This window comes from Novosphingobium sp. (assembly GCF_031424035.1).
Classification (GTDB): domain Bacteria; phylum Pseudomonadota; class Alphaproteobacteria; order Sphingomonadales; family Sphingomonadaceae; genus Novosphingobium.
The window spans coordinates 1-21,607 of the sequence record NZ_JANPGP010000016.1 but is presented as its reverse complement, the minus strand read 5'-3'; the positions used below and the strand labels follow the sequence as shown (position 1 = coordinate 21,607).

Annotated in this window: 17 protein-coding genes; 7 read left to right on the top strand and 10 right to left on the bottom strand. The window is 61.7% G+C overall.

Translation table 11 applies throughout. The features are described from left to right. Positions 1 to 2 precede the first annotated feature (2 nt). Positions 3 to 239, bottom strand: a complete 237-nt coding sequence (locus RMO89_RS02050; protein ID WP_096061564.1) for a hypothetical protein — start codon at positions 237 to 239, stop codon at positions 3 to 5. 325 nt (positions 240 to 564) lie between these two features. Here RMO89_RS02050 and RMO89_RS02045 point away from each other — a divergent pair, with 325 nt between their 5' ends. Further along, the gene (locus RMO89_RS02045; protein WP_310530916.1) at positions 565 to 798 is read left to right on the top strand and encodes a DUF6437 family protein; all 234 of its coding nucleotides are present in this window, start codon (positions 565 to 567) and stop codon (positions 796 to 798) included. A 113-nt stretch (positions 799 to 911) separates the two neighbouring features. Here RMO89_RS02045 and RMO89_RS02040 read toward each other — a convergent pair whose 3' ends face one another. From RMO89_RS02040 to RMO89_RS02010, 7 genes are all read right to left on the bottom strand, one after another. Further along, a complete protein-coding gene (locus RMO89_RS02040) occupies positions 912 to 1,301 on the bottom strand; it encodes a single-stranded DNA-binding protein (RefSeq protein WP_310530915.1) in 390 nt (129 codons plus the stop codon). 294 nt (positions 1,302 to 1,595) lie between these two features. Beyond that, positions 1,596 to 2,027, bottom strand: coding sequence for a DUF6915 family protein (locus RMO89_RS02035; protein WP_310530914.1), 432 nt, complete (start codon positions 2,025 to 2,027; stop codon positions 1,596 to 1,598). An 11-nt stretch (positions 2,028 to 2,038) separates the two neighbouring features. After that, complete coding sequence (locus RMO89_RS02030; RefSeq protein WP_310530913.1) at positions 2,039 to 2,500, bottom strand: DUF6878 family protein; 462 nt, start codon at positions 2,498 to 2,500, stop codon at positions 2,039 to 2,041. 127 nt (positions 2,501 to 2,627) lie between these two features. Further along, the gene (locus RMO89_RS02025; protein ID WP_310530912.1) at positions 2,628 to 3,581 is read right to left on the bottom strand and encodes a DUF2493 domain-containing protein; all 954 of its coding nucleotides are present in this window, start codon (positions 3,579 to 3,581) and stop codon (positions 2,628 to 2,630) included. A 298-nt stretch (positions 3,582 to 3,879) separates the two neighbouring features. Continuing rightward, the gene (locus RMO89_RS02020; protein ID WP_310530910.1) at positions 3,880 to 4,302 is read right to left on the bottom strand and encodes a hypothetical protein; all 423 of its coding nucleotides are present in this window, start codon (positions 4,300 to 4,302) and stop codon (positions 3,880 to 3,882) included. Between the two features lie 11 nt (positions 4,303 to 4,313). Next, complete coding sequence (locus RMO89_RS02015) at positions 4,314 to 5,249, bottom strand: zincin-like metallopeptidase domain-containing protein (protein ID WP_310530908.1); 936 nt, start codon at positions 5,247 to 5,249, stop codon at positions 4,314 to 4,316. Positions 5,250 to 5,399: 150 nt separating this feature from the next. Then, the gene (locus RMO89_RS02010; protein ID WP_310530907.1) at positions 5,400 to 7,400 is read right to left on the bottom strand and encodes a ParB/RepB/Spo0J family partition protein; all 2,001 of its coding nucleotides are present in this window, start codon (positions 7,398 to 7,400) and stop codon (positions 5,400 to 5,402) included. Positions 7,401 to 7,716: 316 nt separating this feature from the next. Here RMO89_RS02010 and RMO89_RS02005 point away from each other — a divergent pair, with 316 nt between their 5' ends. Then, positions 7,717 to 8,004 (top strand): type II toxin-antitoxin system RelE/ParE family toxin, encoded by a 288-nt coding sequence (locus RMO89_RS02005; RefSeq protein WP_310530906.1) that lies wholly within the window; start codon positions 7,717 to 7,719, stop codon positions 8,002 to 8,004. Beyond that, the gene (locus RMO89_RS02000; RefSeq protein ID WP_096061549.1) at positions 8,004 to 8,300 is read left to right on the top strand and encodes a HigA family addiction module antitoxin; all 297 of its coding nucleotides are present in this window, start codon (positions 8,004 to 8,006) and stop codon (positions 8,298 to 8,300) included. The genes RMO89_RS02005 and RMO89_RS02000 overlap by 1 nt, the downstream gene beginning before the upstream one ends. 18 nt (positions 8,301 to 8,318) lie before the next feature. Here the strand turns inward: RMO89_RS02000 and RMO89_RS01995 are convergent, their stop codons facing one another. Both RMO89_RS01995 and RMO89_RS01990 read right to left on the bottom strand, forming a co-directional pair. Then, positions 8,319 to 12,554 (bottom strand): strawberry notch-like NTP hydrolase domain-containing protein, encoded by a 4,236-nt coding sequence (locus tag RMO89_RS01995; protein ID WP_310530905.1) that lies wholly within the window; start codon positions 12,552 to 12,554, stop codon positions 8,319 to 8,321. Between the two features lie 72 nt (positions 12,555 to 12,626). Continuing rightward, on the bottom strand, positions 12,627 to 13,523 hold the full coding sequence (locus RMO89_RS01990) for a toprim domain-containing protein (RefSeq protein ID WP_310530904.1): 897 nt from the start codon (positions 13,521 to 13,523) through the stop codon (positions 12,627 to 12,629). A gap of 125 nt (positions 13,524 to 13,648) precedes the next feature. Here RMO89_RS01990 and RMO89_RS01985 point away from each other — a divergent pair, with 125 nt between their 5' ends. The 4 genes from RMO89_RS01985 to RMO89_RS01970 all read left to right on the top strand — a co-directional run. Further along, entirely contained in the window at positions 13,649 to 14,308 is a 660-nt protein-coding gene (locus tag RMO89_RS01985) for a lytic transglycosylase domain-containing protein (protein WP_310530903.1), read from the top strand. Next, positions 14,296 to 14,544 (top strand): DUF5818 domain-containing protein, encoded by a 249-nt coding sequence (locus tag RMO89_RS01980; RefSeq protein WP_310530902.1) that lies wholly within the window; start codon positions 14,296 to 14,298, stop codon positions 14,542 to 14,544. The genes RMO89_RS01985 and RMO89_RS01980 overlap by 13 nt, the downstream gene beginning before the upstream one ends. A 429-nt stretch (positions 14,545 to 14,973) precedes the next feature. Beyond that, the gene (locus RMO89_RS01975; protein WP_310530900.1) at positions 14,974 to 16,548 is read left to right on the top strand and encodes a class I SAM-dependent methyltransferase; all 1,575 of its coding nucleotides are present in this window, start codon (positions 14,974 to 14,976) and stop codon (positions 16,546 to 16,548) included. Between the two features lie 131 nt (positions 16,549 to 16,679). Next, positions 16,680 to 21,607, top strand: a 4,928-nt coding sequence (locus RMO89_RS01970) for a hypothetical protein (RefSeq protein WP_310530898.1), incomplete at its 3' end; no start/stop codon positions are given.

The following is a 21,607-nucleotide window of genomic DNA, read 5'->3' as shown; positions in this document are numbered from 1 at the left end:
CTTCAGAATTCATCGTTGAGTTTGCCCGGAACCGTGTCGATCACCCGGTCCATCATGCCCTGCGGCAATGCCCCGTAATCTCCCTCGTCGATAGCGACATAACCCGCCTCGTCATCGGTCAGGATATACTGTGTGAAGTAACTGTGAAAGGCCCGGGCATGGGCCTGATCCAGTGCGGCAACATAGGCCGACTGGTCAGCGCGGAAACCGGAATACGAAAGGGCAGCGTTAGCGTTCATGTCAAACCTCCTGATGGTTGATGCTTCGCATCAGGAAGTGTGAGGATGTGGGCGACGGGCCGGGTCAGGGACCGCGTGGCACACGCGGCCGCGAAGCGGCGATGGGGGCAACGATTTTTTCCGGGCTTGCCCGGTAAAAATGGTGGGGCCCCGTCGTCCTTGACGCGGCCCCAAAGCCCGCATCACCATTGGACTTCTGCGAGAGAGACCTCTCCCAACGCTTGCGGGTGCCACCAGGACCTGCCCCACAAACCGTTTTCCTACAGGACTTCGGGCTGGCAAATGTCACCTCGGAGGGGACCAACGGCCACGAAAAGGAACCCCTATGGCCAGGTCCAAACCGAGTGCGCTCGATACACTCAAACGACTGCGCGAACAGCGCGAGGAACTTGCCCAGCGTGAAATCAAGCTGCGCGAGGATGCCGCAGGCGAACTCGGCAAGCTTCTGATTGAATGCAGCGCGGAAACGCTCGATCCGGGCAAGTTACGCCAGCTCGTGCGGGCGACGATGGCGATCGGGATCGATGCTGCGCTTGAACGAGTATCAGCGGGCAAGTGATACCAGGCGGCGGCACGGGGCTCGATCCCGCGTGCCGCCGCTTTCGCCAGCCAACACAAAAATGGCCCCGGTGGCTCGCGCCATCGGGGCCATCTTGCAGGGGGGCGCCGGGTTCAGTCTTCGTCGATCGGCGGCGCATCTTCGTTGTTGCCTGAGCGCGGCTTCGAGAGGAAGTCGACCTTGTCGGCGATAATCTCGCAGCCGTAGCGCTTGGCGCCGTCCTTGTCCTCCCACTGGGTGTAGTGGATGCGCCCCTCGACCGTCACCATCTGGCCTTTGCCGCAATACTTGGCGACGTTCTGGCCGAGGCCGTTGAAGCAGGTGACGCGGTGGAATTCGCTGTCCTTGGCGGTGTAGCCGTTCTCGTCCTTGTAGGTCTTGCCATCCTTGCGGGCGGGACGGTCGGTCACAACCGAAATCGAGGTGATGGTGGTGCCGCCAGTGGTGGTGCGGGTTTCGGGATCGCGGGCGATACGGCCGACGAGGATAACGAGATTGGTCATGGGTTTCCTCCTGATCGAGCAATCCGGGTCCATCCCGGCTGCGAACTGACAGAAGAAGCGGCCACCGGGCGATCGCACCGAAGGGGAACCCGGATCCGGTTCGGGTGGTGCGGGCAGCCGGGCAAAGCCCGGTAACACGGCCGGACCTGATCCGGGTTGCGAACGACAGGGGGTTGATTCAAGGAAGGTTCGCGAAGAGCCGGTATGGCGCCTGGATGAATGGGCAGACACCATGCTCAAGTCTGTGGCTTCGGCCCTGCGTCGCTGTCCCTTACCGCCCCGGCAAACCGACGATCAGATTTCGACCCTGACCGACCTTCCCGCAGCAGGGTGAGACCTGGCAACCGGCGACACACTGCCGAGGCCAGACTGGTCCGCCAGCTCTGCCAAGGGATCGTCCAAATGGTGACCCCTCAGCATCCAGGCCTGCGGTGCAATGAGGCGCGCCCAATCGGCAAAGGAGGGGATAGAGCCAAGATCCTCACGAACGTGCTGCTCGCCGATGAGGCGGACCGGAACAGTCCGGCCGTCGGCATTGACGATCGTCGCCCCGAACAGGGCTTCCAGCATGAAGATGCCCTCGGCATGGTGCCGGAGCGCGCGGTGCCGGGGGTCTGCGAGGATGGCCTTGGACTGGTCGAACCACTGGTGCAGAGGCAGATAGTCGTCGGGCGTGCCGCCCCATTTCCGGACTGACGACAGGGCGTGATAGTAGCAATGTGCCATGACGCCCTCCCTCACAGCTCAGTGTAGTGCTGGTTGTAGTCGGTGAAGCGCACGTTGCATTCGAGCACGAAGCTCGCTTCCTCAACATCGATTTCGAGCTGTCCACCCGCACCATCGTTGTTTTCCCATCCTGGATGGTGGCGTTCGAGGGCAAGATAGGCGAGCGATTCCAGAGCCGCTGGCAGCAGCACGGGATCGGCGAGATCCGCTTCATCCGGTCGGTCATTCGGGATCGGATCGAGCACCATTTCGGGACAAGCGAGCGTGGCGTCGGTAGCATCAAGGCAGACGATCTCCTCGACCGCGCCGCTGTCTCCGGACCCGTCGAACCGTATCTCGACTTTCACGATCGCAGCCTGTCGTAGGGCTGGAATGACCGCCAGCTTGAGGTGCTGTAACTCGATCTGAGCCTTCGCTTCGCGCTCGGCCTGGCGCGCTGAAAATTCAGCCAAGGCTACTTTGAAGTCGGTCATGGATAATCCTCCTGTGCTGTGCAGCCATGCGATCAATCCGCATGACCCGCTGACAAAGGCGCTTGCCTCCCCTCTTCAGCAGCAACGCCAGCGCCGATGAGGCGCTGGCGCGGATGGGCTTGCGGCCTCATTCGCTGCTTGGGGGAACAGCCTTGGGGCTGGTGCCCAGCGGCCCGCGGCGGTCGACGACAGTGATCCGGCGCGTCTTGGCCTCGATTACCAGTCGTTCAAGGACACCATTGCCCGGGAATGCGATGACGTAACGCGGGTCGAGCGAAAGCATGCGCTCGTTGCGCTTGAAGCCCGCACGGGCACCTAGCCGCATATCGAGCGAGAACGTGACCTGAGGGACCTGTCGGCGCTCAGCCCACGACGATGCCAGGCGATCGACGCCCTTCGTGTCGCCGCCATGGACCAGCACCATGTCCGCGACGCGCTCGCGAACCTTGTCGAGGGTTGCCCAGACGTTGTTGGCAAAGGTCAGTGCCTCGTCCTCGGTCGCGTGGCGGATACGGCCACCAGCGAAGACGACCGGCATGCCCTCGGGCATGGCCGCACGACGCTTGGCCTCGGCCCGGGCGCGCATGAAATCACGCCCTTCGACCAGCGCGGAAGTGAGCATGGCACCATGGTTGAACCGCGAGCTGGAAACGGGCTTCCAGGACGAACCGAATTCGTTGAGGTAGAGGGCCGCGGCGACCTCGCGCATCTCTTCAAGTGCCAGCATGGCGCTCTCAGCGCACTGGGCGCGTTCGACCTGGGTTTCGAGTTCATGCGTGTGGATTTCCGATCCGTCTGCGGTGGCGACGAGTGCACGGACCTCGTCGGTGGCACGATCAAGGGACGTCGACTTGCGCTGCGCGGAACGGTGGAACAGATTGACGAAGGCCCAACCGAGATCCTCGGCATCGACTTCGAGCGCGGTGCCAGAGAACAGCGCGAACAGATCGGACCAGACGCCTTCGAGCGTCTGAATGACGGCTTCGCGGACTGGAAAATCTGTGCTGGTGACGGGGGCTGGACCGATCGAAAAACCGGCAAGATCGAGACCTGCGAGTTGGTCGAAAAATGACGTGTGCATGGGATGTCCTCCTGACTGGTGTGACGCCGACGCCGCCATCCATGGCTGCGCCAGCGAGAGCCCGTCAGGGCCAGCATTCAGGTGGAGCCCCGCACCGCAGGGGAACCCGCTTTGGCAGGCCGGCGCGGGCAGGCTTGGCCCAAAGCCAAGCCAACACGGGCCTGCCAAAGCCGGGTTGCGGGGACCGCCGGCTGGCCCAGGGCCTCTCTCGCATGGAGCAGGCCATGAGCGGCACCATTCGGATCACTCGCGTCAGGAACGACTGCTGACCATGTCGTGCTGACCGTCTCTGGGCAGATCAGGCAGCCCGTTTGCGGTAGACGCCTTCACCATTCGACATGTGCCCGAGGCAGTCATAGGCGCCGAATAGCGCATCGAAGCGGGGTGCAATCTGCTGGAGCCAGCGCTGCGCCCGGGGCGAACGGGTGGTGCGCCATTCGGCATCCCAATAGGATCCATCGTCCCGTTCGGCGATCCAGACGGCAACAAGGCTTCCGTAGATCGAGACACCGAAATCGGCATAGGCGTTGCGCATGAGGATGCGATCCTCTCGTCCGCGCCATCCATCGTGCGCCACCAGCGACGGAAAGGCACCGGCTACGCGTTGCCTGAGATCGTCCCGCAACCACTCGTACTCGAATTCCCAGTCATCGGAATCCTCGACCTCAAGCACGGTGAACGCGACTATGCTGCCCGAAGGGTAGCTGACCGAGCGGCCCATAGCGCCCTCCCTCAGGCAGCCAGCGCGGCGGCGCTGGCCTCGTCGATGTCGGCGATGCCGCGACCGCCAAGCTTGAGCAGCAGACTTGAGGCCTCCTCGGCCTTGGCGGCAGCCGTGAGGATGGCGCGGTCGTCCTCCTTCAGCAGCTTGAGCCAATGGCCAATATAGCTGGCGTGGCTGTCGAGATGTGCAACCGGAAGACCAAGTTCAGCACCCAGCATCGCGCTGGAAAGCTCGGCGATCAGTTCCTCGGCCGCATAGGCAGCGGTGCCGAAACGGTTCTTGAGATCCCGGTCCAATCGGCTGGCATGGCCGGTCCAGTGCGAGAGCTCGTGCGCAAGCGTCGCATAGTAATGATCGAAGCCGGAAAACAGGTGCGCAGGCGGCATGGTGATGCGGTCGGCAGTCGGCTCGTAGTAAGCCTCATCCCCCTGATGACGGAGCACTGCCGGGAGCGCTCCAAAGAAAGCGTCGAGTTCCAGCTCGCGGCCTTCGGGCTCTACCAGGTCAAGCGTTGCGGCAGGGTGGAAGCGCTCCGGAAGATTCTCGACCTGGTCAGCGTTGAAGACCGGATAGGCCTTCAGGACGCGGCGGGCTTCCTCGCTGGTTTGTCCCGTATCGGGGGCTTCGACCTCCTTGGTATAGCTCTTGTAGAAGATGGCGATGGTCGATTTCTCGCCCTTGCGGACCTGCGCACCGAGCTTCTGGGCCTGGTTGTAGGTCATCCAGTAAGAAGACGCATAGCCGCACATGTCGGCGACCATCCACAGCCAGAACACGTTCATGCCGCGATAGGGCGTTCCGCAAGCACGCAAGGGGCGCGAAACAGGGACGCCGCGCCATGGTTTGATCCAAGGCTTCGTGCCTGCCTCTAGGCGCGCGATGATCTCCTGCGTGATGCGGGTTGCCGGCGATTGAGCATCACCGCGAAATCTCTGTCTGGTCATGTGGGTTCTCCTGATCTAGCCGACAGGCAAATCCGCCTGCCTCCGGTGCGAAGCCCAGCACGCTTCCTCCCCTCTCAAAGAAGAAGCGGCCCCTCCCTAGATGGGAGGGACCGCTTCAGGGGTCGAGACGACTGACCTGTCAGGAGGAGGTCAGGCAGCCATCTCGCGGGGGGCCGGGGAATCGTCGTTGGCACTGCTAATGGGCGTCAGACCTTCGCCCTCGAGTTCGTCTTGTTCTGTCGACAAGGACTCCGCAGGATCGGCGAAGCGCATCACCTCCGGAACCCAGGCTATCGCGCGGTCCCGCACCTCGGCTTCGGTAATGTAGGTCCCGGCGAACACTCGCTCGGCGCTCATCGCCAGGTCAGTCTTCTTGACCGATGCGAACCTTGCCGAGAGTTCCGGTCCGCCGACGTCAGCGAGCGCATCAAGAATGACCTGCTTCGACACGCGGTCGAAGTAGTTCGCCGCCGTCGGGCGCCACCATTGGGCCATGTCGATGCCGATCTGGCGGCCCAAGCGATCCTGCAGAGCAATGTGCCGGTCACCCGCCATGTTGAGACTGGCCTCGAACGTCCGACCGACAACGAACCCAAGCCAGGCTGCACGAGTGTCGTCGCCGAGGCTCCGGAACCGATCGAAACGGGTGGCGACGTCTTCACCTGCGCGCCAGCTTTCATCGAGGCCACTCTTGAAGTCAGCGAGCGCCGCGCTTGCGGGCGCATCCTTCGCTTCGAACCCGACGATTGGTCCCGCTGGCACGCTGCCGCGGATTGTGGTCGCCGAGCGCGAACGCCAGTCGAGCGTATCGCCATCGGCCAGCGTGAAGACCAGCAGGTCCAGCGCAAGGCCGGGATCGGAAGCGACGTGGAGGGCTAGGACGTCACGGCGTTGCATCGCCAGTTCATCAACGAGGCGTTTGGACAGGGCCGCGCGGCGCGGACCGTTATCGCCGCCACCAGCAATAACCTCGATACCATCATGGTCATCCGGTCCGTCGGACTGGCGCTCGCCGTAGAAGACCGGCTGAAGCACCGGCGTCCCGTCGCGTGACAAAGTGAGGATCATGCCGGCGTCGCCCTTCAGTTCAGGCGCCAGTACGGGCGGCCGGCTGCGGATATCCTGGCATTCGCGCTCGATTGCCTCGATCGCTGCCTCGGCAGCAGCCACGGCTTCTTCGGCGCTGTCCTCATCTTCGAGGATCGCGGCATACTCGTCATAGGACACGTCGAGTTCATCGAGCCGTGCGAGTTCGGCTTCGGTCAGCGGCGCGGGTTCGGCCGGAAGACGAACCAGACCGTCGACCAGATCGTGGCTGGCATATGGATCCAGCGTCGGCTTGACCCAAGCGAGCCCCTGCTCGGCAGCGAGCGCCTTGGCCTGTTCATCCATCTTCGCCGAAGCGAGATTTTCAAGCAAAGCAACGTCGGCCCAGGCCTCGCTGTCATCGTCATCGAAGAGTTCCCGCTCGATACGTCCACCGGCCGTGAGATAGGCGTCGCGCCCGACCAGCCGGGCCCTGGGATCGTTGCCGCGGACCGTGCCCGCGAGCACCATGCGCCGGATGCTGTCCGGGTTGGGGACGTAGTAGGCCGACGATACCTGCTCGAAGACCTGCGTCTGGATCGCCTGATCCGAGGTCGCACCATAGGCCTTGGCCAGATCGAGCGTGATCTCGCCAGCGGCGAGCGCCTCGAAGACAACCGGAGCAAGCGTGGCCAGGCGCAGGCGTCCCTCGACGAAGCGAACGGTGAGCCCGAAGCGGCGAGCGACGTCTTCGATGGAGGTGCCGCCCTCGATCAGCGAGGCAAAGGCAACGGCTTCGTCGGCCGGGTTCATCGCGAGGCGATGGAAGTTTTCGGCAAGGCTGGTCTCGACCGCAGCTTCCGCCGTGTCTTCAAGGACCAGGCAGGTCACCTGATGATCGCGCGGCAGCACCTTGTCGTCGGCGAGCGCAAGCATCGCGCGGCGGCGGCGCTCGCCGGCTTCGACCTCGAACTTGCCCTTGGCCGCAGGCCGGACAATGAGGTTCTGCAAGAGACCGAGCGCAGCAATGCTCGCTGCGAGTTCAGCATCGGCTGCGGCGTCGGAATGCTTGCGAACATTGCGGGGGGACCGGACGAGCTTGTTCAACGGAATCGTTCTGATCATGGCACACACTCCTGATTGTGAGCCCGGCAGACCGACCATCGGCGCCCAATCGGCTCATCAAGGCAAAGCCCCCTCCCCTCTCTTCTTGCGTATCGGGATCACCTGCCAATGACCGGTCCAGGGCCGCTGCCTGTTTCGGTCGCAATGCCGCTTGAGAGAGGCGATTACAGAATTGTAATTGGACAGGCCGAACGCTCCGAAATCTGGAGTCGGCCATGCCCAATGGGGTCAAATCGCACCGAATCGCGAAGTTTCAGGGAAATTCAATCTGACAAGCGACACTTGACGCTTGGCAGAAATTTGCGTATCAAACGGCGTGGAAATCGAGAGCATCTCGCACAAGGCGCTGCGGAACTTTGCCGAAACCGGCAAGGCCAAGGGATTGCCAGGAAATCTGGTGGCGCGCCTTCGCAATATGCTCGCCTGGCTGTCAGTAATCGAGGTGGCTGACGAACTTCTGGTGCCGCCAAATTTCGGCGCGCATCTGCTGAGCGGGGACAGGGCTGGCACCTGCTCCCTGACCGTGACGCGCAACTGGCGAATGACATTCCGGATCAACGCGGCGAACGCCATCGAGGATCTGGATCTGGAGGATTATCACTGATGGCTATCAAGCTTCACCCCAGCTTTGCGGTTCATGCCGGTGTCTGGCTGCGCACTGAGATCGTCGAGCCGCATGGCCTGACGGTTTCGGCCGCAGCCGAGAAGCTCGGTGTCTCGCGCCAGGCGATGAGCAGCCTGCTCAATGGCCGGGCCGGCATCTCGGCCGAGATGGCGATCCGGTTTGAAAAGGCTTTCGGCCTCAGGGCAGACAGTCTGCTGCGGATGCAGGCGGCGCACGACCTTGCCGAGGCTCGCCGCCACGAAAAGGACATCAAGGTCGAAAAGATCGCCGCCTGATCCGTCATCGCAGCGGATCTACCGGGTAAGACGGGCCAAGATCGCGTTCGCCTGGTCCGTGGGCACAAACAGGCGCGTCTGATACCGGATGATTTCCGTGAAGCAGCCCTGAGCCTTGTACCAGTCGAGCCGAGCGGCCGACCAACCAGCAAGCTCAAGTCGCTGCGCGCCGTTGACGAGGCTTCGCTTGAGGGTCAGCGCCTCCCTGCCCCGCACTTCCATCGGGCGACCCGATCGCATGACAGCCTGCACGATATCTTCGGCAGACAAGACGCTGGCCTCCTCAAGGCCAAGCGTACGGCACAGGTCGGGCACACTATGGACCGGTACTTCTCGGCCAAGGAGCGAACTCCCATCCTTTGCCGCGATCCGGCTGATCCGGACGTAGTCCGAAGGCAGCTTGTCCCAGACAGGCAGGAGCAGCCCGGTAGCCAAGTGAAGCCGTTCACGCTTGCAGCTTGACGTCGCCTCATCGACCTCGGCCTGCCACAGGCGTTCGAACTCCGGCTGTTCGATCACCTCCCAGCTGCCCTCGGCGAGTTGCTCTGCGGGAATATGCGTGCGCTTGAGCGGGCGGATCATCTCAAAACGAGCGATGCGTGTGCCCTCGTCAGAGAGCAGGCTGCGCGCCGGGACCAGCAGAGCGACACGGCCGGACCGGGCGTTATGCATCAGGCGATGCCGCGCGATGTCGAGACCAAAGTGTTCGCCGAGCCGTTTGAGCGTCAGCGGCTTCAGAGCCCGGGCAATCTCCAGCTCCAGCAGATGCGTGGTCGCTCCGGACGTGGCATCGGTTCGCAGCAGCGTATCGGAGATGACTTCGAAGCTTTCGACCGCGATCGTCTCAACGCCAAGATCGAGGGTTCCAGCTTGCCGTGCGGCATCGACCCGTGCCTCAACCAGGGAGATGAACTCGTCGAAGATCGCGTTTTGCAGCGCGATCGGCAGCGCCAGGATGCGATTGAGCCAGCGCTGGATCGACGGCAGATCGTCTACCAAACTCCCGTCAGCACCCTCAATCCTTAGCCCGGTCAGGTCCTGAAACCTGGACAGGCCGACAGCCTCGAGTTTGCCCATGAACAGAAGCCCGAACCAGCGGTTCAGCGCTTCCCTGGCATAAGAGCTTTCGAGGTTGTCCGAGGGATCGAAGAGGTTTTGACCGCCAGTCTGGCGTTGGCCACGGGTCAGCGCACCGAGGCTGTCAAGCCGCCGGGCAATCGTCGAGATGAACCGGCGTTCGCCGCGAACGTCGGTCGTGACCGGCCGGAACAAGGGCGCAGAAGCCTGATTTGTGCGGTTGGTGCGACCAAGCCCCTGGATGGCGGCATCCGCCCTCCAGCCAGGCTCCAGAAGGAAATGGACGCGCCTTGCCTGGTTCCGGACGGAAAGGTCAGCATGGTAGCTGCGCCCCGTGCCACCGGCATCGGAAAAGACCAGGATGCGCTTGCTGCCATCCATGAAGGCCTGGGTCTCGGCGATGTTGGCGCGCGGACTGCGCGACTGGAGCTTCTGCCGACCATCACGTCCAATGATAAGGCGCCGGCTGCGACCGGTCACTTCGGCGACCGCATCGACCCCGAAGCGCTCAATGATCGCATCGAGCGCAGTTGCTATCGGCGGGAGAGCGCACAGCTGCTCGATCATCCGGTCGCGCGCGGCAAGTGCCGAGCGGCACAGGACCGGCTGCCCCTGCTCGTCGACCATGGGTTCGGAACGGGGATTGCCATTCTCGTCGGTGAACACCGCCATAAGCCGCACGGGGAAGCTCTTGGCGAGATAATCGATCACGTAGTCGCGGGGACTGAGATCGATTTCCAGGTCTTCGCGTTCCTCATCGGAAAGATCAGCAAGGCGGCGATCGAGCATGGCCTCAGCGGTCGAAACCAGCTGGACGACCGCGGCATGTCCATCCGCTAGCGCCGCGTCGATTGCCGGTATCAGGCTCGGCAACTTCATCGAGAGGAGGAGCTGGGCAAAGAAGCGCTGCTTGGTTCCCTCGAAAATCGACAGCGCGGCCGACTTGGCACCGCTGTTGAGCGTGTTGCCGCTGTCCTGATCGACGATGCGGGTTTCCTCGAGCGCCTCGCGCAGATTGGTATGGATAACCGCCCAGGCCTCGGCGTAGGCATCGTAGACCGCGATCTGGTCCTCTGTGAGGCAATGCTCGAGAATGTCGTATTCGACGCCCGCGAAAGACAAGGCGCGCGCCGTGTAGAGGCCGAGTGATTTGAGATCGCGCGCGACCAGTTCCATTGCAGCGATACCGCCATCACGGATATCGGCCACGAAAGTTTCGCGGTTGGCAAAGGCGGTCTCCGGCCCCCAGAGTCCCAGGCGCGTTGCATAGGCGAGGTTGTTGACGTCCGACGCACCGGTCGCTGAGGCGTAGAGCACCCGGGCGCGGGGCAGCAGGTTCTGCAGGCGAACGCCGGCGATGCCCTGTTCCGAACCTTTGACACGGCCACGCGAACCCTCACCCCCAGCGGCATTGGCCATGGCGTGCGCTTCATCGAAGACGATCAGCCCGTCGAAATGTTCGCCCGCCCATTCGATGATCTGGTCGAGACGCGTCGCATCGCTCCTGCCGGAGCGCAGGGTCGGATAGGTGACGAAGAGAATACCTTCGCGCATCGAAACCTTCGTGCCGAGCTTCCATTGACCGAGCGGCTGAATGTCGATGGGCAGGCCTCCCAGGGCCAACCAGTCGCGCCGTGCATCCTCCAGCAGGGCTTCATTCTTGGATATCCAGATGTGGCGTTTCTCACCGCGCACCCATCGGTCGAGAATGACGCTGGCGACCTGGCGCCCCTTCCCAGCCCCGGTACCGTCGCCGAGGAAGTATCCCATACGATAGGCATGACCTTCGGCGCTGGGTTTGAGGATGCAGCCTTTGTCTTCCGGCGCGAACCTGCCCGGAAGATCGCGCGCATGAGCATTGGCCGCATAGATCAGTGTTTCCGCCTGCGCCGAAGAGAGCAGTCCCTTGGCGATAAGGCCAGAAGGCAGCCAGGGCACTTGTGTCGGGATTGGCGCGGTGATCGAACCCATGGCTACGGACTCGACCAAGGGCGTTGGATGATCGGCGGCATCCGGGATCAAAATGCGGCTTGGCCGATAGGGCAGATAATGCCCGACCTGCTCGGCGATCGGCGCTGGTTCGGCCAACGCCTCGAAGGTGCACGGGACAAAGCCCGTCGAGGCGCCTGCGCGAGCAGGTGGCACAGGACGCAGCCTGCTCCCCGCAGTTACAAGGCTCAGCAGAGCTCCCTGCGGCCTCGTAGGCATCGCCGCCGGGAATTGGGCAGTCTCCCTTAGCGGAAGGGTGTCGATGAGATCACACAGCTCGGAAAGCGTGAATGTGGTCGCCGCAACGGGATCATTGCTCGGCAGGGTCTTGTCGAGGACGATAAGCCTGGTCGTGATCGAGGTGCCCGAGCGCACGAAAGCGCGTTCGATCCGGGCATTGAGGCGCACAGCGATAGGGGCGGCTGCGCCTGAAACAAAGCGATGCAGATCGAACCACTCGGGCATCACAGCAACGAGCCTGCCGCCTGCCGTTAGCCGCTTCCAGGCCGAGCGCAGGTGCCAACCGCCCGTTCGCCCATCAGCCCCGCGCTCCACCCCATGCGAATAGGGCGGGTTCATCAGGACGACGCTGGGGGCAAGATTGGGATCGAGCAATTCGTCGATCAGCTCGCCATCATGGCCGGAAAGCGTGGCTTGCGGAAACAGGTTGGCAAGGCATTCACGGCGGAGCGGCGAGATTTCGTTCAAGGCAAGCCGCGCGCCACCAGACTCGGCCCACACAGCCAGCATCCCCGTGCCAGCCGATGGCTCGAGCGCCACCTCGGAGGCGCCGAAGGCGCAAGCGCGTGCGGCAAGCCAGGCGAGGTGTGGCGGTGTGGCGAACTGTTGCAGTTCGATTTGCTCTTCGCTTCGCACAGTCTGGCTCGGCAACTGGGCTTCGAGCCGGTCAAACACGTCCCTGGCTGTTTCGGGCGGTGATGAAGGACTGAGCTTCGAGCTATCCTGCAACCAGAGGACTTGCGCGAGTTCGAGCGCGGCATGGGCATCGCGGACCGACCAGCGGGCATCAGCATCGCTGCCGCCGAACTGCTCAGTCAGAACGGAGTTGAGGATGGGACGCGTGATGACCTCGCCGACATCAAGGCGGGCTGCGAGCGATCTTGCTACCGTAAGGACCAAAGGCTCGGGTGAGTTTGGAAAGGCAAACGCGGGTGACAAATTGGACATGGGACCTCCTGACGAGACCCAATCCGTTTGCAGGCCTCAAAAGCCCCAAAGCCCACTCTCCTCTGGACCTGCTCAGGCGCCCGCCATGGCTCGCGCCGTCAGAACATCGTTCCAGTCATCGCCTTCCTCCCCGGGGCGCCTCGGCACGATCCGGCGACCCTCACATTGATAAGCCTCGCGGGCGCGCTCTTCGGCGAGGTTGCCGCCGGCATCGTGATCGATGAACAGGTGGAGTTCGCGCACGCTTTCAGGAATGGTCACCAGGCCAAACCGCTCATTGCCGAGTGTCGCCCAACACGGGATCCCAAAGAGCTGCTGGGCTGAAAGTGCACTTTCAATGCCCTCAGCAAGGCCGAGCCTGCCGCCGCGCGGCATGGCCAACCGCACCGTGCCCGAGCCAAGGCTGCCCAGCGCGCGCTTGGGGCCATCGAAACGCGCCAGGCTGGAAGTTTTCGGCTCAAGGAATGTCCGGTGAAGTGCCAGTATGCCCTCGTCGTTGCGAACAGCGGCGAGCATGGCAGGCAGAAACCGAACCGATCCCTTAGGGCCAAGCGGTGTACGAGCGTGGTAGCGCAGGTCGGGCGACGATATCCTGATCTGGCGGCCCGCAAGATAGGCTTGTGCCGGGCCATCCGTCAGGGCCGAGGCTGCCCGCCACAGCCTGAGGGCGTTATGGTTAGCCACTTCGTCCCGGGTCCGCGGAGGGATCGGCTCCCCTCTTCCGTCGAAGAGTTCGGCAGCTTTGACACCGATCCGGCCCAGGCTCGCCAGGACCGCCTCATTCGAGCACCCGGCAAAGCAGTGGAACAGGATCGCGCGGACGCCGATGGTGACGCTCAGCGACGGCGTCCGATCGTCATGCGCAGGGCAGCAGCACATGCCGCGCGAACGCGACCAGGTGCCATCAAGGGCTTCGACAATTTCTCGGGCACGCTTTTCCAGGCGTTCCGGCACTCGGGTACGGGGCATGGGCTATCTCCAGTCCAACATGCCTCCACCGCGCAGCCTCCGCTCTGCGCCCATTACAATGCGTTTTCCTACAGTCTATGTTCTTTATATGTTCTCACGCGATTCGGCTAGAGAAGGAATCGACGATGAGACTGAAATTCGTTGGCTTGGCCTTAGTGGCAGCAAGCTTTTGCAACTGCCCCCCTGCATTTGCCCAAGAGCAAGTAGCCACACCGCCCGAAAGCCAGGAACCTCGAACCATTGGGTTTCGCGTCGAAGAGCAGACCGATGGGTTCCAATTGGTGACGCACGGTGTGTGGCAAGCTTCGACGCCCGAACCAGCCATTGCTGTGCTGCCTCCTCCCCGGTCTAACTCGTTCTACGCCCGTAGGCCGAACCCAAGTGCCAGCAAAGGAGGGACAAGCTTCAGGAGGGCAGTGTACCTTCCGCACGTCTATGCCGCTGAGGCACAGTTTTCTCTGCCTTCGGGGCTGCTCGACGCGCTCATCTGGACCGAATCGCGGTACAATCCTGTCGCCGTCAGCCGAGCCGGAGCGGCTGGGCTTGGTCAATTAATGCCTGGAACCGCGCGTGACCTCGGAGTCTCCAATCGCTTCGACCCCAAGGAAAACCTCCTGGGAGCCGCGCGCTACCTGCGGCAGATGCTCGACAAGTTTGGGGTGGTTCACCTCGCGGTGGCCGCCTACAACGCTGGCCCCGGCGCCGTAGAACGCTCCGGAGGCATCCCGCTCAACGGCGAAACTCCTGGCTACGTCCGGGATGTGCTCAACCGTTGGCGATTCTGACAATGAAGAGGTCTGATTTGAGTAGCTCACGCAAACGCGTGGTCGGTATTTTGAGCCACGGCCAACGCGGCTTGATCCTGACCACAAACGAGGATGAAGTTTGGATCCTCGAGCGCGACGAAAGCGGAGATGACCTTGTCGGGAGCAAGGTCATCGCGGAAGGTGTAGTTTCCGGCTTCGATCGCCTGCGCATCGACTGGATCGGCGCTCTGTCAGATGACGGCTCGCTGACGTAGCCAAGACACTTAGAAATGGCCCTACTCGACGACCGCGAGATGAGCGACTATGGCCTGCTAATCGAGCTTTCGTCCGCCCAATTGAGCAATCTCGAAATGGTCAAAAAATCCTCACCTCATCGACAGATTTGCACGGCTCATCGCAAATTGGCATCGAACCCCCGAACAATCGAAATCTGAGGGTATTTTTGAGGGTATCATTTCGATTTCTGCAAAATTTAATTGATGGTTTCAATACATTAATTGTCGAATTCGATTCCGTCCCCGGCACCACTTCTTCAAAACCGCACACAGCTTCGTCGATGGGTCACGGTATCCAGCCAGCAAGAAGGCCGGTTCGATAGTCCTGTCATAAAACCAGTGTTTGACGATCCCCCGCAAGTAACACTAGGTAACGCGCTTTGAGCGATTTTACCGGGGGCATTTGAAATGGCGACGAAGACCAAGGACGCGGGCGATCTTGAAGCAATCATTGCTCGTACTGCTCTGAAGTACGACCTGCTTCCCTATGAATCAAAACCCTTTCCGATGAGCCAGCCTGCCCGGCTGGGCGCCATGGCGCAGCTGTTCGGCCTGGAAGCCGCGCCGCTGGAAACCGCGCGCGTGCTCGAACTGGGCTGCGCCGCTGGCGGCAACATCATCCCCCACGCCGCGCGTTATCCCAAGGCGGAATTCGTTGGCGTCGACCTTGCCCGCACGCAGGTCGCTGCCGGCCGTTCGCGGATCAAGGCCATGGGCCTCGAGAATATCGAGATTCTGTGCAAGAGCTTTACCGAGATCGGCGAAGAGCTTGGCGCGTTCGACTATATCATCTGCCACGGCGTCTATTCGTGGGTTCCGCCGCAGGTGCAGGACGCAATCATGAAAGTGATCCGGGCGCGGCTTTCGCCCGTCGGCATCGCCTGCGTCAGCTACAACGTCTTGCCTGGATGGCGCATGATGCAGCCGCTGCGCGATGCCTTCATGCTGGCCGTTCCCGATGGCGTGGACAGCCTCGGCCGCGTTGCGATGGCACGCGAGATGCTGACGTTCATGGCCAAGTCCTCGCCGGACAAGGGACCTTACGGTGAAACGATCCGCAACTGGTCGCAGCGGCTTGCGAACCTTCCGAACGACTACATTGCCCACGAATTCCTTGAGGAATGCAACGATCCCTGCCTCGTCCGCGATTTTGCCAATGCGGCAGGCGTTCATGGCCTTGGCTATCTGGGCGAGTGCGAATTCTCATCGATGATCGCTGAAAACTACGGCAGCGAACTTGCCGAGGGCCTGCGTGCGCGCGGCGGCACTGATCTGGTGGCATCCGAGCAGTGGCTCGACATCCTGACCGGACGGACGTTCCGCCAATCGCTGCTGATTGCCGGCGAACGCATGGGCGGGGTCAACCGCGCGCTGACGCCGGAATCGATCGAGCGCCTGCACTTCGTCCTGCCATCCAACGGCGTGCTGAAGCGCGATGGCGATATCACGACTTTCTCGCTGGCCGATGGCCGCTCGATTACTTCGACCTTCACCAATGTCGGAATGATGTTCGAGAAGATGACCGCCAACCATCCGGGTTCAAGCTCGCTGGATTCGCTGACGGACGGCGCCGACGATCAGGCCCGCGCCGAAATGCGCGACGCCCTTTACCGCATGGCAATGTCTGGCATGCTGTTTCTGCAAAGCGAGCCCGTGGGCTGTTCGACCAAGCCGGGCGACAAACCGGTCGCAAGCCCGGTCGCACGCGCCGATGCCGAAGCCGGAACGGCGTATACCACGAATGCTCGCCATGAATCCGTGGCGCTCGATGCGGGGGCGCTGGTTCTTTTGCCGCTGATGGATGGCGCACATGACACCAAGGACCTCGAAGAAGCGCTGCTCGAAGCTGCCCAGGATGGTATTTTGAATTTTGCGCGCGACGGCGCTGCGGTGACAGAAGCGAATGCGCTCAAGGCCTTGGTGGCTGAACATCTGCCCAATTCGATTTTGGGGATAACCGGAGCGGCGCTCCTGCTCGAATAAAGCGTCTCGTTGACTCGCTTGGGGGAAGCTTCTAGCAAATCTGGGTCGTACCGGCTGGGGAAGCTGGGCGATTTTAACTATAAGATACTGGTCGCACACTGTTTTTAGCCTGCCTTATGGGAGCAGAACTGATGCTGCGCGCGCGAATCGATCGTCAAAATTCGTCCACCTTTGCCGCAAAGGCACGTCGACTGTTCGAAAGCGGAGCCAGCCATCGCGCCTTGCGCGTGACCATGGGCGCCTTTGCTGCAACCACCGGCCTGTTCGTCCTGACGGCACCAGCTTTGGCAAATTGCGTACGTGAGCCGGATCCGGTAACTGGCCTGGACCTCCTCTGCAGTGGGACAACGGGACCATCCACGACCAACGGCCTTAGCGGCGGATGGAGCAGCAACACCTACGTCGACGGCGAGACTCGCTTTGCAGCGACGGGTCTCCATACCAACATCGACTCCCCCACTTTCGGCGTCGCTATCGATTCGACGTCATCGATTACGTCCTCTGTTGCTGGTGGCAACGGCGGACTGAATAACGGCACCGCGCTGTTCGTCATCAATACCGGCAACATTGTTTCGGTTACTCCCTTCGGCAGCGGAATTAACGGCAATCTCAAATCATCGCTTGCCGCTGGGTTGGTTTTGAACGTGACCGGTGCGGGCAGCATCGACATCACGCAAGGTAGCACGTCGACTATTTCCGGGGCCACTTCCGGGATCATCTCGAAGGTTGCGGGCGCTGGGTCGACGCATCTCGCGCTTGAGGGTCAGGTTCTTGGCGGTACGGGCCCGGCTATCACCGCCACGAGCACCAGCGGGGAAATCTCGATCACCAATGCCAACTTTGCATCTGCCTTCAGCAGCAGCAATGGCGGTATTAGTCTGACGAGCAGCACCGGCAAGATTTCTGTCAGCACATTGGCGTCGATTTCCGGCGGTTTGGGTGTCGGCGTTAATATCTCTTCCGGTGACGATGTTTCAATCAACCTCAGCGGTACAACAACCGGCTCTGAAGGCATCCATATCGAAGCTGGCAATGGTGCAGATGTCAGCGTTTACAGTGGTAATCTCACGTCAAGCAGTGGCGATGGCATCACGGTAACAAACACCACCGCCGGAGCAAATGCCGGCACGATCAATGTCAACCATAACCCGCTCACAACCTTGAATTCCGCTGCTGACGGTATCGTAACTGATAGTGGGTCTTCAACCGGTGCAACCACGATTAACGTCAACGGTGCGATTGTCGCCGTCGGTACGGGCGTCAAAGGTACGTCGACGGTGGGCAATATCACCGTTAACGTGGCATCGGCTGGCAAAATTGATCCGTTGATCGGCGTCGACCTTGCCACCGTAAGCGGCACCCTTGCTGTAACCAATGCAGGTCTCATCGAAGGCGACAACTTCGGCGTGCGGTTGGCAGCCAGCGGAGCTGGGATTCTCGACGTCGATTCTACCGGCACGATCAACAGCAGCGCAGGCTCCGCAGTTCATGCCACATCGAACGGCGGTGCAATTGATATCGCCGTTAACGACGTCAGCGGCGCGAGCTCTTATGGCGTCTTTGCCCATACGAATGGCGCGGGTTCGGTCGGTGTCACCGCCAATGGTTCGCTGTCGGGCGGCGGCATCGGCGTCGACGCGCAGGCAATTGACGGTGCTGTCACCGTAACCAGCAACGGCAGCATCACCGGCGGTGTGCACGGCGTTTATGCCCAGTCGAATAAGGGAACCGTGACCGTCACCGGCGCAGGCTCGTTCGAAGGCACCGCCGGCACTGGCATCATCGCCAACTCGGGCACAAGCAACATCGACATTCTCGGTGTTGGGACGGTCAAGGGCGCCATTGATGGCATCAGTGCCACTTCCGGTTCGGGCAACATCACGGTCAATCCGGGGTCGACTGTTTCAGGGGCAACCGGCAACGGCATTGCTGCGTCCACGAACGGCAATGGCACGACGCAGATCACCACTACTACGGCCATTTCGGGCGGGACCAGTGGCATCAGCGCCAGCACTGTCAATGGCGACCTCACTATTGATGCCAAGGGTAGCGTGATCGGCGGAACTACTGGCATCAACGCCACATCCAATGGTGGCGCGATTGACGTTACGGCAGCTGATGCATCGGGCACAGCCAGCTATGGCATCTTTGCGCACAACAAGGGCACAGGCACTGTCGATGTCACCGCTGACGGCAAGGTCTTTGGCGGCGGCATCGGCGTCGACGCTCAGGCAATTGATGGCGCAGTGACTGTAACCAGCAACGGCAGCATCACCGGTGCCGTGCATGGCGTTTATGCGCAGTCAAATACGGCAACGGTGACCGTAACCGGCGCGGGCACGTTTGAAGGCACCGCTGGCACCGGTATAATTGCCAACTCGGGCACGAGCAACATTGACATCCTCGGTGTTGGCGCGGTCAAGGGCGGGATCGACGGCATCAGCGCCACGTCGGGCACCGGCAATATCACGATCAATCCAGCCTCGACCGCTTCGGGCGGCACGGGTAATGGCATCGCCGCGGTGACCAACAGCAATGGCAAGATTGCTATCACCACCACTACGGCCATTTCGGGCGGCACCAATGGTATCAACGCCAGCACTGTCTTTGGCGACCTGACTGTTGATGCCAAGGGCAGTGTCAGCGGCGGAACTACCGGCATCAACGCCACTTCCAGCGGCGGCGCGATCAACGTTACAGCCGCAGACGCCTCGGGCACGGCCAGCTATGGCGTCTATGCTCACAACAAGGGCGCCGGCACGGTCGATGTGACGGCCAGCGGCAAGATTTATGGCGGCGGCATCGGCGTCGACGCTCAGGCAATTGACGGAGCGGTGACTGTAACCAGCAACGGCAGCATCACCGGTGCCGTGCATGGCGTTTATGCGCAGTCAAATACGGCAACGGTGACCGTCACCGGCGCGGGCACGTTTGAAGGCACCGCTGGCACCGGTATAATTGCCAACTCGGGCACGAGCAACATTGACATCCTCGGTGTTGGCGCGGTCAAGGGCGGAATCGACGGCATCAGCGCCACGTCGGGCACCGGCAATATCACGATCAATCCAGCCTCGACAGTTTCGGGCGGAACCGGCGATGGCATTGTTGCAAACACCAACAGCACTGGCACGATTTCGATAGCGAACGTCGGCACAGTATCGGGCGGCGCCAATGGCATTAATGCCACGACTGTGTTCGGCAACCTGACGGTCAACAGCAAGGGCGGGGTTTCCGGCGGAACCAACGGCATTCTCGCCGCTACGTCGGGCGGCGCGATCGACATTGATGCTGCTGGCAACGTAACCGGCACGGCCGGTCGCGGCATTTCCGGCACGGTTAACGGCGCGAATGGCGGCGTGGACATCACCGGCACCGGCGCAGGCACCATCACCTCGGGCACCGAGGGCGTTCTTGCAGCCATCACGGCTGGGTCGAACACTGGCAATATAGGTATCGATGTCCAGCAGGATATCAAGTCCGGCACTACCGGCATCAGCGCGGCTACTGCCGGTAGTGGCGACATTACGGTCAAGGCTGATGGCAACATCACCAATACAACCGGCAATGGCATCAGTGCCACCAACACCAATGCAACGGCCAACGCCGGAACGATCGACGTTTCCTTCCTTGCGGGCAACGCAATCGGCAGCGGCGGCAGTGGTATCGTTACCAACATGACGAATTCGACCGGGCTGACGACGGTCAACGTTGGTGGCAACATCACTGCTGCAGGCGATGGCGTGCTGATGCAGTCGAAAAGCGGCGGGATCGACTTCACCCAGACTTCGGGATCGACGATCAACGGTTCGACAGGAGGTGTGGTTGCGCAGGTTCTCCAGGGTGGAGCCGGAATAAATGTTGATGCGCAAGGAACCGTAAATGGCGGATTGAACGGCATTTTCGCTCGCGTTTTCGCCAACACGGGCACGTCTGCGCAGAACACGGTAACGGTCACGGCAAATGATGTCAGTGCGTCGAGCGCAAACGTCGGTCAATGGGGCGTCGTGGGCAACACGCAAGGCGCATTTGGCGGCGATATCAACGTCACTGTGAATGGAAACGTTACCAGTTCGACGGGTGGACCAAACACCATGCCGAACGGTGTCGGTGCCCTTGCTTTCGGCAATGACGGTAATGTCTCCGTCACGGTGAACGGAAATGTGGGATCATCAACCGATCGCGCCCGCTTCTTCGGCATCCAGACTCAAGCCGTCGGTGGCAATGCAACGGTCAACCTGACCGGCAGTTCGTTCTCAGTTTCGAACGCGATTCTGGCTGATTCCCAGACAGGCACAGTAACTGTAACCGGCACCGGTGCGGGAACCATCGATAGCACCAGCGCAAGCGCTGTTGGGGCACGTGTCCTCTCGAATGCGGCAACCAGCAACATCTCCGTCGATGTCACGCAGGACGTCAAGGGCGCGTCAGGCATCCGTGCGCTGAACAGCGGCACCGGAAATACGACCGTCGTCGCGTCCAACGTGACCGGCACCGCCAACGTCGGCATCGAAGCATCCACGAGCCATGTTGGCGCAAGTGCAGCTAATATCGATGTCACACAGCGCGCTGGCACTACGATCAACGCTGTCAATACGGGCATCCTGACCAACCTGGCGTCATCGACCGGCACGGCAACGGTGAACGTCAATGGCGCAGTTCTAGTCGCGGCGGGCGGCACAGGCGTCAAGCAGACCTCGATTAGCGGCGCGAACGTCCTCAATGTCAGTGCGACCGGGTCGATCGATCCGCTGATCGGCGTCGACCAGTTGACGGCATCGGGTTCCAACACGGTCAATAACTTCGGCTTGATCGAGGGCGACAACATCGGTGTTCGCCAGGTGGCGACGACCACAGGCACCAACTATACGCTGAACAACGGCACGATCACGGGCAAGGCGCTCCAGGGTCTGGTGTCGAAGGTGGTCGATGGCAATGCCACGGTGACCGGTTCGGGCAGCATTACCGGCGGCACCGTCGGCGTGGAAATGGCCAGCACCGGTGCGGGCAACCTGCTCTACACCGGCAGCATGACGGTAAAGGGCGGTTCGGATGACGGCCT